The organism is Serinicoccus chungangensis (genome assembly GCF_001483745.1).
Lineage (GTDB): Bacteria > Actinomycetota > Actinomycetes > Actinomycetales > Dermatophilaceae > Ornithinicoccus > Ornithinicoccus chungangensis_A.
Genome location: NZ_LQBL01000032.1, coordinates 180,565 through 195,420, shown reverse-complemented (window position 1 = coordinate 195,420; position 14,856 = coordinate 180,565). Strand labels below are relative to the sequence as shown.

14 protein-coding genes are annotated in these 14,856 nt (G+C 74.3%); 13 read left to right on the top strand and 1 reads right to left on the bottom strand.

The genetic code is table 11. The annotated features are described in order from the left end of the window. Positions 1 to 28: 28 nt before the first annotated feature. From pyrH to rlmN, 4 genes are read left to right on the top strand one after another with little or no spacing between them, the layout of a single operon-like run. A complete protein-coding gene (pyrH, locus tag AVL62_RS15105; RefSeq protein WP_058892469.1) occupies positions 29 to 802 on the top strand; it encodes a UMP kinase in 774 nt (257 codons plus the stop codon). Positions 803 to 858: 56 nt separating this feature from the next. Next, a complete protein-coding gene (gene frr / locus AVL62_RS15100; protein ID WP_058892468.1) occupies positions 859 to 1,425 on the top strand; it encodes a ribosome recycling factor in 567 nt (188 codons plus the stop codon). Positions 1,426 to 1,453: 28 nt separating this feature from the next. Beyond that, positions 1,454 to 2,338, top strand: a complete 885-nt coding sequence (locus AVL62_RS15095) for a phosphatidate cytidylyltransferase (protein ID WP_058892467.1) — start codon at positions 1,454 to 1,456, stop codon at positions 2,336 to 2,338. 23 nt (positions 2,339 to 2,361) lie between these two features. Continuing rightward, positions 2,362 to 3,537, top strand: a complete 1,176-nt coding sequence (rlmN, locus tag AVL62_RS15090) for a 23S rRNA (adenine(2503)-C(2))-methyltransferase RlmN (RefSeq protein WP_058892466.1) — start codon at positions 2,362 to 2,364, stop codon at positions 3,535 to 3,537. A gap of 9 nt (positions 3,538 to 3,546) precedes the next feature. Here the strand turns inward: rlmN and AVL62_RS15085 are convergent, their stop codons facing one another. Then, entirely contained in the window at positions 3,547 to 4,758 is a 1,212-nt protein-coding gene (locus tag AVL62_RS15085; protein ID WP_058892465.1) for an LOG family protein, read from the bottom strand. 115 nt (positions 4,759 to 4,873) lie between these two features. Here AVL62_RS15085 and AVL62_RS15080 point away from each other — a divergent pair, with 115 nt between their 5' ends. The 9 genes from AVL62_RS15080 (at position 4,874) to AVL62_RS15040 (ending at position 14,848) form a co-directional block, all read left to right on the top strand. After that, positions 4,874 to 6,790, top strand: coding sequence for an acetate--CoA ligase (locus AVL62_RS15080; RefSeq protein WP_058892464.1), 1,917 nt, complete (start codon positions 4,874 to 4,876; stop codon positions 6,788 to 6,790). A gap of 105 nt (positions 6,791 to 6,895) precedes the next feature. Continuing rightward, complete coding sequence (locus AVL62_RS15075; protein WP_058892463.1) at positions 6,896 to 7,216, top strand: hypothetical protein; 321 nt, start codon at positions 6,896 to 6,898, stop codon at positions 7,214 to 7,216. Next, complete coding sequence (locus AVL62_RS15070) at positions 7,213 to 8,526, top strand: hypothetical protein (RefSeq protein ID WP_058892462.1); 1,314 nt, start codon at positions 7,213 to 7,215, stop codon at positions 8,524 to 8,526. Before AVL62_RS15075 ends, AVL62_RS15070 begins: the two co-directional genes overlap by 4 nt. Next, complete coding sequence (locus AVL62_RS17380) at positions 8,523 to 9,455, top strand: hypothetical protein (protein WP_058892461.1); 933 nt, start codon at positions 8,523 to 8,525, stop codon at positions 9,453 to 9,455. The genes AVL62_RS15070 and AVL62_RS17380 overlap by 4 nt, the downstream gene beginning before the upstream one ends. Before the next feature lie 26 nt (positions 9,456 to 9,481). Beyond that, positions 9,482 to 10,696, top strand: a complete 1,215-nt coding sequence (dxr, locus tag AVL62_RS15060) for a 1-deoxy-D-xylulose-5-phosphate reductoisomerase (RefSeq protein WP_201023292.1) — start codon at positions 9,482 to 9,484, stop codon at positions 10,694 to 10,696. Positions 10,697 to 10,708: 12 nt separating this feature from the next. After that, the gene (locus tag AVL62_RS15055) at positions 10,709 to 12,016 is read left to right on the top strand and encodes a M50 family metallopeptidase (protein WP_058892459.1); all 1,308 of its coding nucleotides are present in this window, start codon (positions 10,709 to 10,711) and stop codon (positions 12,014 to 12,016) included. Positions 12,017 to 12,069: 53 nt separating this feature from the next. Further along, positions 12,070 to 13,245, top strand: coding sequence for a flavodoxin-dependent (E)-4-hydroxy-3-methylbut-2-enyl-diphosphate synthase (gene ispG / locus AVL62_RS15050; RefSeq protein WP_058892458.1), 1,176 nt, complete (start codon positions 12,070 to 12,072; stop codon positions 13,243 to 13,245). A gap of 35 nt (positions 13,246 to 13,280) precedes the next feature. Continuing rightward, on the top strand, positions 13,281 to 14,144 hold the full coding sequence (locus AVL62_RS15045; RefSeq protein WP_058892457.1) for a GNAT family N-acetyltransferase: 864 nt from the start codon (positions 13,281 to 13,283) through the stop codon (positions 14,142 to 14,144). Further along, the gene (locus tag AVL62_RS15040; protein ID WP_083519001.1) at positions 14,141 to 14,848 is read left to right on the top strand and encodes a hypothetical protein; all 708 of its coding nucleotides are present in this window, start codon (positions 14,141 to 14,143) and stop codon (positions 14,846 to 14,848) included. The genes AVL62_RS15045 and AVL62_RS15040 overlap by 4 nt, the downstream gene beginning before the upstream one ends. Positions 14,849 to 14,856: the final 8 nt, after the last annotated feature.

Below are 14,856 nucleotides of genomic sequence, written 5' to 3'. Positions count from 1 at the left end.
CCCAGCCTCGATCACCGGAGGACCCACCATGACCACGACCGCGCCCGCGCACCGGACCGCATCGAGCCACGACCTGTCCGCCCGGCACCCGGGTCGGGCGCGCCGGGTCCTGCTCAAGCTCTCCGGCGAGGCCTTCGGCGGAGGGCACGTCGGCGTCGACCCGGACGTGGTCAAGGGGATCGCCCACCAGATCGCCGACGCCCATCGCGCCGGGGTGCAGATCGCCGTGGTCATCGGCGGGGGCAACTTCTTCCGCGGCGCCGAGCTGCAGCAGCGGGGCATGGAGCGGGCCCGGGCGGACTACATGGGCATGCTGGGGACGGTGATGAACTGCCTCGCCCTCCAGGACTTCCTGGAGAAGGAGGGGGTGGACACCCGCGTGCAGACCGCCATCACCATGGGCCAGGTCGCCGAGCCCTACATCCCCCGTCGCGCGATGCGCCACCTCGAGAAGGGGCGGGTCGTGATCTTCGGCGCGGGCGCCGGTATGCCGTACTTCTCGACCGACACCGTCTCGGCCCAGCGGGCCCTGGAGATCAAGTGCGACCAGGTGCTCATGAGCAAGCACGGGGTGGACGGCGTCTACACCGCGGACCCGCGCACCGACGACCAGGCCCGCAAGCTGGAGGAGCTGACCTTCTCCGACGCCCTCGTCGGCAACCTGCGCGTCGTCGACGCCGCGGCGTTCAGCCTGTGCATGGACAACGAGCTGCCCATGCTCGTCTTCGGCATGGACGGCGAGGACTCCATCACCCGGGCGATCAAGGGTGAGAGGATCGGGACACTCGTGACGGCGGGCTGACCGCCGCGCCGCCCGCACCAGCCGCACCACGACATACCACGCAAGGAGCACCCACGATGTCCGAGGTCGTCGAGATGGCCCTCATGGAGGCCGAGGAGAAGATGGACAAGGCGCTGGAGGTGGCCCGCGAGGACATGGCGTCCATCCGCACCGGCCGCGCCCACCCCGGCATGTTCACCAAGCTCCAGGTCGACTACTACGGTGCGCCGACCCCGCTCCAGCAGCTGGCGAGCTTCAGCATCCAGGACGCCCGCACGGTGCTCATCACGCCCTACGACAGGTCGGCGATGAAGGACATCGAGAAGGCGCTGCGGGAGGCCGACCTCGGGGCGAACCCGAGCAACGACGGCAACGCCATCCGGATCGTCATGCCGCAGCTCACCGAGGAGCGCCGGCGCGAGTACATCAAGCTGGCGCACGCCAAGGGCGAGGACGCCAAGGTCACCGTGCGCCACGTGCGCCGGCACGCCAAGGACGTCATCGACCGGGCCGTCAAGGACGGCGAGATCGGTGAGGACGACGGCACCCGGGGCGAGAAGGAGCTCGAGGCCCTCACCCGGCGGCACGTCGAGGTCGTCGACGACATCCTCAAGCACAAGGAGGCCGAGCTGCTCGAGGTGTGAGCAGCTCAGCCCGAGGGGGAACGACCCGATGACCGACCCGAGCGCCACGGCCCCCGCGACGCCGGACCCCGGCACGCGGGCGGCCGCCGGGTCGGCCCGCCGCTCGGGGCGTCCCTCCCGGGCCGGCCGCAACCTGCCCGCCGCCATCGGGGTCGGGGTCGGCCTCGTGCTCGTCATCCTGGCCAGCCTGGTCTTCTGGAAGGCCGCCTTCGTCTACCTCGTCACGGCCGCGGCGGTGGTCGGGGTCTGGGAGCTCGACCAGGCGCTGCGCACGGGGCGGGTCGACCCGCCCCGGGTGCCGGTCTTCGCCTCGGTCGCCCTGGTGCCGCTCGCCTACTACCAGGGGGCGGACGCGCTCGCCGTCGGCTTCGCGGCGGCCACCGCGCTCATCCTGCTCTGGCGCAGCGTCGGCTCGCCCCGGGACGCCGCCCGGGACGTCGCCGGCGGCGTCTACATCGTCGCCTACGTCCCCCTGCTCGCCGCCATCGCCTCGCTCATGCTGGCGCAGCCGGACGGCGTCGGCCGGATCATCACCTTCATCCTCGTCACCGTGGCCTCCGACACCGGGGGGTATGCCGTGGGCGTCCTGCGCGGACGCACCCCCATGTCCCCCTCGCTGTCGCCCAAGAAGTCGTGGGAGGGCTTCGCGGGGTCGGTGGCCACCAGCGCCGTGGTGGGGTCCGTGTGCGTCCTCCTCCTCCTGGACGGCGCCTGGTGGGCCGGCCTCGTGGTGGGGGCGTGCGCGGCCGCCTTCGCCACCGTCGGCGACCTGGCCGAGTCCGCGATCAAGCGTGACCTCGGCATCAAGGACATGGGCAGCATCCTGCCCGGGCACGGCGGCGTGATGGACCGTCTGGACTCCCTCGTGGTGACCGCACCCGTCTGCTGGGCGCTGCTGCACCTGCTGGTCTGAGTCCCTGAGACACTGGGAGGGCCATGACGACCGATCTCCCCGCCCCGACCGCCGACCGACCCGTCCCCGGCCAGCTCACCTTCACGGCTCCCCGCCGCGGCAAGGCCCCGACGCACCTCGCCGACCTCGACCTCGCCGGGCGCAAGGAGTGGGCCACGGAGCTGGGCATCCCCGGCTTCCGCGCCGACCAGGTGAGCCGCCACTACTTCGAGCGGCTGGTCACCGACCCCGACCAGATGACCGACCTGCCGAAAGCGGGCCGGCGCGAGCTCGTCGAGGGACTGCTGCCCCCGCTGCTCACCCCGGTCCGCGCACTGTCCGCCGACGACGGGGCGACCCTGAAGCAGGTGCACCGGCTGCACGACGGCGCCATGGTCGAGTCGGTGCTCATGCGCTACCCCGGCCGGGTGACCATGTGCATCTCCAGCCAGGCCGGGTGCGGGATGAACTGCCCCTTCTGCGCGACCGGCCAGGCGGGTCTCACCCGCAACCTGTCGACCGCGGAGATCGTCGAGCAGGTCGTCGCGGCGGCCCGGGCGCTGCGGCACGGCCAGCTCGCCGGGGGAGAGGGCGAGGGGGACGCCGCCGAGCAGGTGCGGGTCAGCAATGTCGTCTTCATGGGGATGGGTGAGGCGCTGGCCAACTACAAGGCGTCCCTGGGCGCCATCCACCGTCTCGTCGAGCCCCCGCCGCACGGGCTGGGGATGTCCGCGCGGGGGGTGACGATGTCCACCGTCGGGCTGGCCCCGGCCATCGACCGGCTGGCCGGTGAGGGCATCCCCGTGACGCTGGCCCTCTCCCTGCACGCCCCGGACGACGAGCTGCGCGACGAGCTGGTGCCGATCAACACCCGCTGGAAGGTCGACGAGGCCCTGGACGCCGCCCGCCGCTACTTCGAGACGACGGGGCGGCGGGTGTCCATCGAGTACGCCCTCATCCGGGACATCAACGACCAGGCCTGGCGGGCCGACCTGCTCGGCGAGAAGCTCAACGCCCGCGGGCGCGGGTGGGTGCACGTCAACCCCATCCCGCTCAACCCCACGCCGGGGAGCAAGTGGACCGCCTCCCGACGCGGGGTCGAGCAGCAGTTCGTCGAGCGGCTGTTGGCCAACGGCATCCCCACCACCGTGCGCGACACCCGCGGGTCGGACATCGACGGCGCCTGCGGCCAGCTCGCGGCGACCGCCCAGCCCTCCTGACGGCAGGCCTCAGCCGAGCAGGTCCGCGGCCTCCTCGACGGTGTCGACCAGGTGCAGGGCCCGCGCCATCGGTCGCCCGGCGGCGAGGGCGCCCAGCAGCGGCCACACCGGCAGCCGGGTCGTCCAGTGCTCCCGGCCGACCAGGACCAGCGGCGTGAGCCCGTCCTCGGCGTCCACCTCGTAGTAGAGCCGCGTCGCCATCTGAAAGACCTCCTGCACGGTCCCGGCCGCCCCGGGCAGGACGACGAGGCCGTGCCGGGACCGCGCGAGGAGCAGGTCCTCGCGCAGCGCGTTGGAGAAGAACTTGGCGATGAGCTGGCCGAACGCGTTGGGAGGCTCGTGGCCGTAGTACCACGTGGGGATGCCGACGCTGCGCAGCCCGCGGGGGCCCGCTGCCTCACCCGGGCCGGCCTCGGCGCGCAGCGCGAGCGCCGGCCGCGCCCAGGCCCCGATGTCCGGCGCGAAGTCGGGCACCTGCCCCAGACCCTGCAGGGCCCGGTCGAGGAGCTCCTCGTCGCCGGCCCACGCGCCGAGGTTGGCGGCCTCCATGGCGCCCGGACCGCCGCCGGTCAGGACCACCGCGCCGGAGTCTGCCAGACGGTGACCGAGCAGGGCCGCGGCGGCGAAGTCCTCGGTCCCTCGCCGCAGGGCGTGCCCGCCCATGACGCCGACGACCTGGCGGCCCTCCAGCGCGGCGACGAGGGCGTCGGTCATCGCGTCGTCGTGGATCGCGCGCAGCGCGGTGACGTAGGCGTCGTGGCGCAGCGTCGCGTCCGCGAACCAGCGGTAGGCGCGCGCGTCCGGGGTGCGGTCGTACCCGTGCTCCTCCACCCCGGCGTAGAGCTCCTGCGGGGTGTAGAGGTGGGCCCGGTAGGGGTCGACCGGCGCGTGCGGTGCGGCCGGGAAGACGAGGGCCCCGGCCCGGCGCAGGTGCGCCTCGACCTCGGCGTCCAGGCGACCGCCGAGCACCACGAGGTCGCCCAGGTCGTCGCGGGCCAGCAGCAGGTCGCGGTCGCGGGTGAGGTCCAGGCCCTGGACCCGCAGCGGCGGCAGCGGACCCTCCGTCCGGAGCCAGCGCCGCCAGGTGCCGGGGTCCTCGACCTCACGCTCGTCCGGGCACGGGCGCGGCTCGACGCGCCCGTAGCGCACCTCGGACGTCTCTCCCGCACCGACCGGCCGGTCGCAGACCTGATCGCTCACCGGACCCTGGCGCTGCTGCATACCGTGGGACCCTAACGGCCGACGTCCGCGGCCCCCGGCACCGCCCGTCGCGCGCGGGCGACCGCCGGGCGCTCGGCGCTGGCGCGCTCCCGTCCCGGGGGTGTGTGATGGCCCCATGAGCAGCGACGCCACCCCGCAGCAGGCCTACCGCGCGCAGGTCGCCTCCAGCCTCGCCGACCCCCGGGCCTTCTGGGAGCAGGCGGCGCGCGACATCGACTGGATCCACCGGCCGCGCGAGGTCCTGGACGACGCGGACGCGCCCTTCTACCGCTGGTTCCCGGACGGCACCCTCAACGTCTGCTACAACGCCCTGGACCGGCACGTGGTGCACGGGCGCGCCGACCAGACGGCCCTCGTCCACGACAGCCCGGTGACGGGCACCGTCCGCAGCTGGACCTACGCCGAGCTGCTGGACCTCGTGGCACGCTTCGCCGGCGTGCTGCGCGACCTCGGGGTGGGCCGGGGCGACCGCGTCGTCGTCTACCTCCCGATGGTCCCGGAGGCGGTCATCACCATGCTGGCCTGCGCCCGCATCGGTGCGGTGCACTCCGTGGTCTTCGGGGGCTTCGCCCCCGCCGAGCTCGCCGCGCGCATCGAGGACGCGCGACCCACGGTCGTCGTCTCCGCGAGCTGCGGCATCGAGCCGACCCGGGTGGTGCCCTACAAGCCGATGCTCGACGAGGCGATCGCCCGCTCGTCGCACCAGCCGGAGCACTGCGTCATCCTCCAGCGCGAGCAGCTGACCTGCGAGCTCGGGGAGCGCGACCTCGACTGGGCGAGCCTCATGCACCCCGACGCCGTCGCCCCGGCGGCCTGCGTGCCGGTGCGGGCGACGGACCCGCTCTACGTGCTCTACACCTCCGGCACGACCGGGCGGCCCAAGGGCATCGTCCGCGACAGCGGGGGGTATGCCGTGGCCCTGCGCTGGTCGATGACGCACCTCTACGGCGTCCGGCCGGGGGAGACGTGGCTGTGCGGCTCCGACGTCGGCTGGGTGGTCGGGCACTCCTACATCGTCTACGCCCCGCTGCTCACCGGGGCCACGACCATCCTCTTCGAGGGCAAGCCGGTCGGCACCCCGGACGCCGGTGCCTACTGGCGGATGATCGCCCAGCACCGCGCGGTCGCGGCGTTCACCGCCCCGACCGCGATCCGGGCCATCAAGAAGCAGGACCCGCACGCCGAGCTCGTCCCCGCCCACGACCTCTCCTCGCTGCGTGCGCTGTTCCTCGCCGGGGAGCGCCTCGACCCGGACACCTGGCGGTGGGCGTCCGACCACCTCGGCGTCCCGGTCGTCGACAACTGGTGGCAGACCGAGACCGGCTGGCCGATCGCCATCAACCCGGTCGGCCCCGACGGCGCGCTGCTGGACATCCGCCCCGGCAGCCCTGGTCCGGCGACCGTCGGCTACGACGTGCGGGTCCTCGACGAGCGGGGCGAGGAGGTGCCTGCCGGGACGGAGGGGGCGATCTGCCTGCGGCTGCCCCTGCCGCCCGGCACCCTGCCCACGCTGTGGCAGGACGACGAGCGCTACGTCTCCTCCTACCTCTCCGCCTACGACGGCTACTACCTGTCCGGCGACGGCGGCTACGTCGACGAGGACGGCTACGTCTACGTCATGGGTCGCACCGACGACGTGCTCAACGTCGCGGGGCACCGGCTGTCCACCGGCGCCCTGGAGGAGGCGCTGGCCGGGCACCCGGCGGTCGCGGAGTGCGCCGTCATCGGGGTCGCCGACGACCTCAAGGGGCAGGTGCCCCGCGCCCTGGTCGTGCTCAAGTCCGGGATCGACCCGGACGAGGCCGGCGAGGCCCGTCTGCGGCAGGAGCTCGTGGACCGGGTGCGGGCCGAGGTCGGCCCGGTGGCCTCCCTACGCCAGGTGGACGTCGTGGACGCGCTGCCCAAGACGCGGTCGGGCAAGATCCTGCGCCGGACGATGCGTCAGATCGCGGACGGCGACACCCCGATGGTGCCTTCGACGATCGAGGACGTCGCGGTCCTGGACGGGTTGCGGCCCGTGCTCCGGGGGTGAGCCCCGGTCCCCTGTGGACAACTCTCCCCGGGCGGCGGCGACTGCCCTAGCCTCGGTGTCAGTCGGGCCTGCCGGGCCCGGGTCGACGATCGAGGGGGAGCACCGATGGGGTATGCCGTGCGCGTGGACGCCGAGCACCTGCAGGCCGCGGCCGGGGAGCTGGAGGCGGCAGGAGGAGCGCTGGAGGAGGTCGCCGACGGGCTCGCCCGCGCCCTGGTGACCGTGGCCGCGGCGGCCGGCGGCGGACCGCTCAGCCGGGCGGCGACCGACGCCGCCGGCCGGTGGCGCTCAGGGCTGCGCGAGGTCGCCGGGCAGGGGGAGTCGCTGGCGCGGGCGGTGCGCCAGGCGCGGGCGGACTACCTCGAGCTGGAGAGGTCCCTGGCCGGGGGGTGGGCCCGCGGCCCGAGGGCAGGGATGGTGCCGTGAGCACGTCGGTCCTGCGGACGTCGCCGGAGGAGATGGAGCGGGCGGCGTGGTCGCTGCGCGCGGCCGGGGAGCAGATCGAGGCCGCGGCCGACCGGCTGCTGGGCGGGGCCCCGCAGCAGCCGGGGTGGTCGGGGCTCGCCGCCTGGGAGGCGTCCGCGCGGACCCGTGCCGTGCACCGGGTCACCCGCGCGGCGGCGGGGGCGCCCCGGGAGGCGGCGACGGCGGTGCTGGACTGCGCGGCCGCGGCACGGGTGGCGAGCCAGGAGGTGAGCACGTGGACCCGGCGGGCCGAGCGGGCCCGGGCCGAGGTCCTGGCGCTGCAGCTGCCGGGACCGCCGCCCGAGCCGGGGCTCGAGCTGCTCCGGCGGCGTCGCATCGAGCAGCTGCAGCACGAGGAGGCGCTCGCGCGGCGGCGGGTCGCGGCCGTCGAGGACGAGTTCCGGGAGCAGGAGCGCGCCGCCGCACGCCGGGTGGCGCAGGCCTGGGACCTCCTCCAGGAGGTGCGCGACCTGGCCACCGCGCCCCGGAAGGCCGTGGAGGCGTTCGGGTATGCCTGGGGGACCGGTGAGCGGGTCGTCCGCACCACCCAGCTCGCGGTCCAGCTGGCGAGGGCCCGTTGGTCCCGGGCCGCCGACCTCCGGCGGCAGGCGCTGCGTCGGGCCGCGCGGGCGCTGTCCCGGCTGCGGGCCCTGGTGCGGGTCCGCGGAGGGGCGGCCCTCGGCCGGGTGGCGCTCGTCCCCGGGCCGCACCGCCTCGTCACGGCCTGGCTCGGGGCCTGGGGCGACGTGCGGGACGGGGGCGGTTACGCCGGCTGGCGGGGCGAGGTGACGAGGGGTCTGGCGGCCGCCGGGATCGTCGGGGGGTTCATGGTCGTGCCGGGCACGGCCCTCCACCCGGCGGTCGGTGGCGTCGGCGTCGGCCTCCTCACGGTGTGGGCGGCCTGGTCGTCGGGCAACGCGGCGTGGGACGGTGGCTCGGCCCTCGTCCGGTATGCCCGGAGGCACGGCCCTCCCTTCCTGCAGCGGACCGGTCGACGGGTGGCCGTCGCGTCGCAGCGGGCCCTGAGTCGGCTGCGGGGGGTCCGCGAGAGCCTCCTCGGACCCGCCGGCGTCCGCCACCGGGTCGTGGGGCTGCCCGGGGGGAGGGTGCGGCTGCCCTCCCGCGAGCTGGTCGACCGCCTCGTCGGTCGCCTGCCCGGGACCGAGCCGGTCCGCGAGTGGTGGCGCAGGGCGGGCGACCCGCTGCTCATGCCGGTCGTCCGCGCGCCCGTGCTGCCCGGCCCGGTGCGCCTCGGGCGGTGGCTCCCGTGAGCGACCTGGACGGCCGGCCCGAGACCGGGACCACCCCGCCCGGTCCCGGCCTCCCGGGTGGGCCGGTCCTGGTGGTGACAGCCGTCGAGCTCGAGCTGCTCGAGGACGCGCACGACCGGTCGCTCGACGCCGCCACCCCCGGCGCCGACACCCTCGACCCCGCCACCCTCGACGCCGCCACCCTCGGCGAGGGTGCTGCCCGGCTCGGCCGCGTCACCGGCCCGACACCGCGCGCCGGCCCCCCTGCGGCCCAGGAGCGGCCCCGGCCGGACCGGGCCGAGGCGCTGCTGTCGCTGCAGGGTCGCGGTCTGCTCGACGCCGACGGCGCGCTCGCCGCCGGGACCGCGTTCACCGACCTCGTGCTCGTCATGCTCGACGTGCGGCTGGCCGCCGAGGCCCTGCTCGTCGTGGAGCGACGGCTCGCCGGCGCCGAGGAGCGGCCCGACCTGCGCCTGCTGCACCTCGTCGCGGCCGGCGGCGTCGTCGAGGACCTGCACGCGGGTGGGTGGCACGGGCTCGACCTGCTCGTAGACCCGGGACAGCTGGCCGAGGAGGCCCTCACCCCGGTGCTGCCCCCGGACGCGCGAGCGGGTCGGGGTGAGCCGGTGGTGCTCGACCCGGACGACCCGGACGCCGCGGCGGCCGCGCTCGGGGCGGGCCTGCTGGCCGAGCTCACCCTCGCGCGCCCCGGCTCGGGGACCGAGGAGTCCGTCCTGCTCGCCGTCGGGGAGTCGGGCTGCCACGTCGCCTGGGCCCCCGCCACGCCGCGAGAGGGCCCGTCCACGGCCGGCGTCCTGGACGACCGCCCCGCCGCACCGCCGAGGCTGACCTTCGCCCCGACGTCACCGGACGCGCTGCGCGCGCTGGTGCGCGAGTGGGTGTCGCGGGTGGTCGAGCCGGTGCCGCTGCCCCGCCACGCGCCGGGCTGACGGCGCCGGAAGGCACAATGACCGGTGTGAGCGCACGCACCCTGACCATCCTCGGCTCGACCGGCTCGATCGGCACCCAGGCCATCGACGTCGTCCGCGCGCACCCCGACCGGTTCCGGGTGCAGGCCCTGGCGGCGGGGGGGAGCGACCTGCGGCTGCTCGCGGCCCAGGCCGTCGAGCTCGAGGTCCCGCAGGTGGCCGTCGCCCGGGAGGACGGCACGGCCGGCGCCGACCTCGAGGAGGCCCTCTCGGAGGCCGCCCGCGCGGCGGGGCGGCCGGCATACCGGCCCGAGGTCCTCACGGGGGCCGAGGGGGTGGTGCAGGTCTCGGGTGCAGGGGCCGACGTCGTGCTCAACGGGGTCACCGGCAGCATCGGCCTGCGCCCGACCCTCGCCGCGCTGGGCGCGGGCAGCACCCTCGCCCTGGCCAACAAGGAGTCGCTCATCGTCGGCGGCCGCCTCGTCACCGGTGCCGCCGCGCCCGGGCAGATCGTGCCGGTCGACTCCGAGCACAGCGCCATCGCGCAGGCGCTGCGCTCGGGCAGGGCCGAGGAGGTGCGCCGGCTGGTGCTCACCGCCAGCGGGGGACCCTTCCGCGGCATGACCCGGGACCAGCTGGCGCGGGTCACCCCGCAGCAGGCGCTGGCCCACCCCACCTGGGACATGGGACAGGTGGTCACCACCAACTCGGCGACCCTGGTCAACAAGGGCCTGGAGGTCATCGAGGCCCACCTGCTCTTCGACGTCCCCTTCGAGGCCATCGACGTGGTGGTCCACCCGCAGTCGGTCGTCCACTCCATGGTCGAGTTCGTCGACGGCTCGACGATCGCGCAGGCCTCGCCCCCGACCATGCACATCCCCATCGCGCTCGGTCTGGCCTGGCCGGACCGGTTGGCCGACGTCGCCCCGGCCTGCGACTGGAGCCGGGCCACGAGCTGGGAGTTCCTGCCGCTGGACGACGAGGCCTTCCCCGCGGTCCGACTGGCCCGTCAGGTCGGCCAGGAGGGCGGCACCTTCCCGGCGGTCTACAACGCCGCCAACGAGGTGTGCGTCGCGGCGTTCCACGCCGGCACGCTGCCCTTCACCGGCATCGTCGAGGTCGTCGGACAGGTCGTGGGCGAGCACGCCGGGAACTCCACCGCCGCCGCAGGTGTTGACCTCTCGGTGGACCACGTGCTGGCCGCCGACGCCTGGGCGCGGGCCGCCGCCGCCCACCGGATCCAGTCCCTCGGCCGGGGCTGAGGAGGAGGTCGCATGCTCTACCTGCTCGGCGTGCTCGTGGTGTTCGTGGGCATCGCCGTCTCGATCGCCCTGCACGAGATCGGCCACCTCGTCCCCGCCAAGCTCTTCAAGGTCCGGGTGACTCAGTACATGGTGGGTTTCGGCCCCACGCTCTGGTCACGCACCCGGGGGGAGACCGAGTACGGCGTCAAGGCGATCCCGTTGGGCGGCTACATCCGGATGATCGGGATGTTCCCGCCCCGCGCCGGTGACGGCGGCCGGCTGCGGGCCAGCAGCTCCAACCCGCTGCACCTCATGGTCGAGCAGGCCCGGGAGGAGTCCCTGGAGGAGGTCGGGCCCGGCGACGAGGACCGCGTCTTCTACCGCCTGCCGGTCTGGAAGCGGATCGTCGTCATGTCCGGCGGTCCGCTGATGAACCTCGCGCTGAGCTTCGGCCTCGTGACGATGCTGGTGCTCGGACCGGGGATCCCCGCGGCGACCTCGACCATCGGGCAGGTCTCGACCTGCGTCAACGAGGACGTCACCAGCGAGGACTGCGCCGGGCAGCCCCCGTCCCCGGCGGTCGCCGCCGGTCTGCAGGCCGGCGACACGATCGTGTCCGTGGGTGGGGAGCGGGTGCAGGACTGGTCCGACACCATGTTCGCCATCCAGAACGCGGGGGGGACGACGGAGTTCGTCATCGAGCGTGACGGCGCCGAGCAGACGCTCACGGCCGACCTGGTGCAACGGGAGCGCACGCTGGTCGAGGCTGACGGGACCCCGGTCCGGGACGCGGACGGTGAGCCCGTCACCGGGGAGGTCTGGTTCCTCGGCGCCTCGCCGGAGGTCGTCGAGCTCGGTCCTGTCGCGGCCACCGCGGACATGTTCACCGGCACCGCCGGCATCGTGCTCACCCTCCCGCAGCGGATGGTGGACGTGGCCCAGGCCGCCTTCGGCACCGAGGCCCGTGACCCCAACGGACCCATGTCGGTGGTCGGGGTCGGACGCGTGGCCGGCGAGGTCACCCACGACGGCCTGGACGGACTGGTGGAGACCGCCCAGGACCGCTTCTGGCTGCTGGTGTCGCTGCTGGCCTCCCTCAACATGGCCCTCTTCGTCTTCAACCTCATCCCGCTGCTGCCGCTCGACGGCGGCCACATCGCCGGGGCGTCGTGGGAGGGCGTGAAGAAGACCTGGGCGCGGGTGTTCCGCCGGCCCGCGCCCGGCCCGGTGGACACGGCTGCCGCCCTGCCGATCGCCTACGCGGTGGCCCTCGGCCTCCTGGGCATGACCGTGCTGCTCATCTACGCCGACATCGTCCGCCCCGTGCAGATCGGCTGACGCGCCCAGCGGTCCCCCAGGGAGACACCAGCCCGGGGTGCGACAATGACCCCATGACTGCTGGTGTCCCCATCTCGCTCGGTATGCCCTCCGCCCCGCCCCCCGTCCTCGCGCCCCGGCGCCCGACCCGCAAGATCAAGGTCGGCAAGGTGGAGGTGGGTGGTGACGCCCCGATCTCGGTCCAGTCGATGACGACCACGCCGACGACCGACATCAACGCGACCCTGCAGCAGATCGCCGAGCTCACCGCGACCGGGTGCGACATCGTGCGGGTGGCCTGCCCCAGCCAGGACGACGCCGACGCCCTCCCGGCGATCGCGAAGAAGTCGCAGATCCCGGTGATCGCCGACATCCACTTCCAGCCCAAGTACGTCTACGCGGCGATCGACGCCGGGTGCGCGGCGGTCCGGGTCAACCCGGGCAACATCCGCAAGTTCGACGACCAGGTGAAGCAGATCGCGCGGGCCGCCAAGGACGCCGGAGTCTCGATCCGCATCGGGGTCAACGCCGGGTCGCTGGACAAGCGGCTGCTGGACAAGTACGGCAAGCCGACCGCCGAGGCGCTCGTGGAGTCCGCGGTGTGGGAGGCGAGCCTCTTCGAGGAGCACGACTTCCACGACTTCAAGATCTCGGTCAAGCACAACGACCCGGTCGTCATGGTGCGCGCCTACGAGATGCTCTCGGAGCGGGGTGACTGGCCCCTGCACCTCGGGGTCACCGAGGCGGGCCCGGCCTTCCAGGGCACCATCAAGTCCTCGGTCGCCTTCGGGGCGCTCCTCTCCCAGGGCATCGGCGACACCATCCGGGTCTCGCTGTCCGCGCCGCCGGTCGAGGAGGTCAAGGTGGGCAACCAGATCCTCCAGAGCCTCAACCTCAAGCCGCGCAAGCTCGAGATCGTCTCCTGCCCCTCCTGCGGTCGGGCGCAGGTCGACGTCTACACGCTCGCCGAGGAGGTCACCGCCGGCCTGGAGGGGCTCGAGGTGCCGCTGCGGGTGGCCGTCATGGGCTGCGTCGTCAACGGACCGGGCGAGGCCCGCGAGGCCGACCTCGGGGTCGCCTCGGGCAACGGCAAGGGCCAGATCTTCGTCAAGGGGGAGGTCATCAAGACCGTCCCCGAGAGCCAGATCGTCGAGACCCTGCTGGACGAGGCCATGCGCATCGCGGAGGAGATGGGCGAGCCGGAGGACGGCGCCGGCTCGTCGGCCGGGGCCACCGTGACCGTCGGGTGACCCGCCGGCACCAGGGCACCGGGTAACGTCTGGTCATGGCACCGGACCCCATCAGCCGGCAGACCGCCCGCCAGTCGACGTGGCACGAGGTGTGCCGTGCGTTCCACCTCGTGGACCGCACCGACCTGACCGTCGTGCACGAGCACATGCCGTCCGGCACCGCGGCCCAGCCGCACACCCACGACCGGGGTCGCCAGTTCTTCTACGTCCTCGCCGGCACCGGCACGATGACGCTCGGGCGCCGCGAGGTGCAGGTGCCTCCCGAGTCCGGCATCGAGGTGCCGCCACGCACCCGGCACTTCATGCGCAACGACGGGGACGACGACCTGGAGATGATCGTCGTCACGACCCCCCGGGCCAGCGGGACGCCGCACGTGCGGGACCGTCCGCTGGGTCGGGACCGTGGTGGCCTGGTGGTCGGGTCCCACCTGCGGCAGACCCGCCCGAGCGACCTCGCGGCCGTGGTGAGCTTCGAGGAGGCGATGGACACCAGCCCCTTCCTCGGCCAGGGCGGCCACGACTGGCACGAACAGGCGCTGCAGGACCCCGACCTCGAGCACTGGGTGCTGGTCGACCGGCTCGACCGGGTCATCGCCTTCGGCATCCTCGTCGGCGTCGGCGGTGGTGACGTCGTGGAGATCCGCCGCATGGTCGTGGCCCCGGAGGGCCGGGGCCAGGGGCTGGGGCGGCTGCTCCTGCGCCACCTGCTCGAGCACGCGCTGGCCGGCCCCCGGGTCCGCCGGGTCTGGCTCGACGTGAGCGCGGACAACACCCGCGCCCGCTCGCTCTACCGCACCTTCGGGTTCGTCGAGAAGCCGCCGCCACCGGACGCCACGCTGCTCGAGAACGGCGTCTACATGGAGTGGGGCGACACCCACCGCATACCCTCGAGCAGGTGACCGCTCCCGGATTCCTGCCGCTGCGCCAGCTCGTCCTCGTCGACCTGCTGGGTCTCATGCTCGCCGTCCGCCCGGGGGAGCGCGCGGTCATCGCCCTGGACGGCCCGGACGGGGTGGGGAAGACGCGGATGGCGGCCGAGCTGGTGGCCCTCGCCCCGCACGTGGCCGGACGGGAGCTGCACGCGGTCTCGGTCGACGGCTTCCACCACCCCCGCCAGGAGCGCTACGCGCACGGCCGCACGGGGGCGACCTGCTACCAGGACTCCTACGACTACGACGCCCTGCGCCGGGCCGTGCTCTGGCCGTTCCGGGCGGGCGAGGACATCGTGCCCGCTGTCTTCGACGTCCAGCGAGACGAGCCCGTCTCCGCCGACCCGGTCGCCCTCACCCCCGACGCCGTCCTGCTGGTGGAGGGGGTCTTCCTGCGCCGTCCCGAGCTGCGCGGCGAGTGGGACGCCACCTGCTTGGTCACGGCACCGGAGTCGGTGACGGTGCCGCGGGGCAAGGCCCGTTTCCCCGGGTCCCGCGTGTCCGGGGACACCGTGCCGGGTCATCCGGCGAACGCGCGCTACGTTGAGGCCCAGCGCCTCTACCGGCTCCAGGCCCGCACCTGGGCGCCGGAGTGGATCGTCGACAACACCGACCTGCAGCGTCCGGAGCTGGTCTGGCCGGACCCCGACGAGCCCCAGTGGTTCGACCAGTGACAGGAGGG

Bases quoted from the DNA above. Each gene is read 5' to 3' on its own strand.
- pyrH (WP_058892469.1), top strand. From the start codon at position 29: ATGACCACGACCGCGCCCGCGCACCGGACCGCATCGAGCCACGACCTG.
- frr (WP_058892468.1), top strand. From the start codon at position 859: ATGTCCGAGGTCGTCGAGATGGCCCTCATGGAGGCCGAGGAGAAGATG.
- AVL62_RS15095 (WP_058892467.1), top strand. From the start codon at position 1,454: ATGACCGACCCGAGCGCCACGGCCCCCGCGACGCCGGACCCCGGCACG.
- rlmN (WP_058892466.1), top strand. From the start codon at position 2,362: ATGACGACCGATCTCCCCGCCCCGACCGCCGACCGACCCGTCCCCGGC.
- AVL62_RS15085 (WP_058892465.1), bottom strand. From the start codon at position 4,758: ATGCAGCAGCGCCAGGGTCCGGTGAGCGATCAGGTCTGCGACCGGCCG.
- AVL62_RS15080 (WP_058892464.1), top strand. From the start codon at position 4,874: ATGAGCAGCGACGCCACCCCGCAGCAGGCCTACCGCGCGCAGGTCGCC.
- AVL62_RS15075 (WP_058892463.1), top strand. From the start codon at position 6,896: ATGGGGTATGCCGTGCGCGTGGACGCCGAGCACCTGCAGGCCGCGGCC.
- AVL62_RS15055 (WP_058892459.1), top strand. From the start codon at position 10,709: ATGCTCTACCTGCTCGGCGTGCTCGTGGTGTTCGTGGGCATCGCCGTC.
- ispG (WP_058892458.1), top strand. From the start codon at position 12,070: ATGACTGCTGGTGTCCCCATCTCGCTCGGTATGCCCTCCGCCCCGCCC.
- AVL62_RS15045 (WP_058892457.1), top strand. From the start codon at position 13,281: ATGGCACCGGACCCCATCAGCCGGCAGACCGCCCGCCAGTCGACGTGG.